3 protein-coding genes are annotated in these 1533 nt (G+C 49.6%); all 3 read left to right on the top strand.

The window, feature by feature from the left end:
* On the top strand, window positions 1–366 hold a 366-nt coding region (locus C7R94_RS27580; protein ID WP_146142825.1), incomplete at its 5' end, for an ABC transporter ATP-binding protein C-terminal domain-containing protein.
* Window positions 350–1051 carry an ABC transporter ATP-binding protein gene (locus C7R94_RS27585; RefSeq protein ID WP_047069098.1) on the top strand — a complete coding sequence of 234 codons (702 nt, stop codon included), beginning with the start codon at window positions 350–352 and terminating at the stop codon, window positions 1049–1051. The genes C7R94_RS27580 and C7R94_RS27585, both read left to right, overlap by 17 nt.
* Before the next feature lie 27 nt (window positions 1052–1078).
* A partial coding sequence (locus C7R94_RS27590) for a branched-chain amino acid ABC transporter permease (RefSeq protein ID WP_146142826.1) occupies window positions 1079–1533 on the top strand: 455 nt, incomplete at its 3' end.

The following is a 1533-nucleotide window of genomic DNA, read 5'->3' on the forward strand; positions in this document are numbered from 1 at the left end:
TTGCTGGAGAAAAAAGCGGATGTGCTGGCAAGCCTACTGGCGCACGGGGAGAAACGAAAGCTGGAGCTGGCCATGCTCCTTGGACTGCGTCCGGATGTTCTTTTGCTCGACGAACCGACTGCGGGGATTTCGTTGGAGGAAGTCCCAGCTGTATTGAGGGTGATCGAATCAATAAAGGACAGCAATTCGTGCACGATCATCCTAATCGAACACAAGATGGACATGGTCAAATCACTCTCCGATCACATGGTTGTTCTGTTTCATGGAGAGCTATTGGCAGAGGGGACACCGACTGACATGATGCGAAATGAACAGGTGCAGTCTGCCTACTTGGGAGGGTTGTATAAGCATGATGCTGCAACTTGATCAGATTGAAACATACCTCGACCAGTTTCACATCTTGCAGGGTGTCTCACTATCCGTGCAAGCCGGCAGTATTACCGTGCTGTTTGGACGAAACGGCGCTGGCAAAACAACGACGCTTCGTTCCATCATGGGGCTGGCCCCGATCCGTCATGGCCAAATTCGCTATCGAGGAGAAGAAATCGGACATTTGCCGACCTACTCCATCGCGCGTAAGGGGATTGGCTATGTACCGGAGAATCAAGGGATTTTTCATGATTTTACGGTAGAAGAGACGTTTCGGCTCGCCATGCAAAAAAATGACGACGAACAAAAAGAAAAGCTCGCGTGGATGCTGGATCTATTCCCTGACCTGCGTCACTACTGGAAAAAGAAAAGTGGGCACTTAAGCGGTGGTCAAAAGCAAATGCTGGCGATTGCACGAGCTTATGTGAACAGCAACGGACTCTTGTTAATTGACGAGCCGAGCAAGGGACTGGCGCCCATCATGGTTGAAAAGCTCATGTTCCACATCGAATCGATGAAGCAAAAAACGACCGTGCTTTTAGTTGAGCAAAATTTTATGATGGCGAGCATGATCGGCGAGCAGTACTACTTGATGGATGAAGGGAAAATTGTCCGCGGTGGCGCGATGCAGGAGTTGAAGGATGATGCAGATACGCGACAAAAATATTTGGGCATTGCCTGAGCGAATAACGGGGAGGGGGAGAATGAAATGGATGTCGCGATTAATCTGCTTGTAAATGGACTGGCGACAGGCATACTCATTTTCTTGCTCGCTTCCGGGCTCACGTTGATCTTTGGCTTAATGAGTGTGTTGAATTTTGCCCACGGTGGATTATTTGCCTGGGGAGCCTTTGCAGGTGTATGGCTTTTCGGATTGACGGATAGCTTTCTTCTGGCCATCGCAGGTGCTATCGTCATTGGGATGCTGCTCGGTTTCGTGTTAGAGCGCGTGCTGATCCGTCCCGTGTATGGTGATCATATTCAGCAACTGCTCGTGACACTGGGCGGGATGCTCGTGATCAGTGAATTGCTCAAGGTGTTTTGGAGCCGCAATCCCATTCGGGCAGTTTTACCAGATTATTTGCAAGGTAGCATTGAGCTTGGTGACATCATACTGATCACTTATCGCTTGTTTGTCATCGCAGTGGGAGTAGTTGTGTACGC

Source organism: Brevibacillus sp. NRRL NRS-603 (assembly GCF_003013445.1).
Taxonomy (GTDB): Bacteria; Bacillota; Bacilli; order Brevibacillales; family Brevibacillaceae; genus Brevibacillus; species Brevibacillus formosus.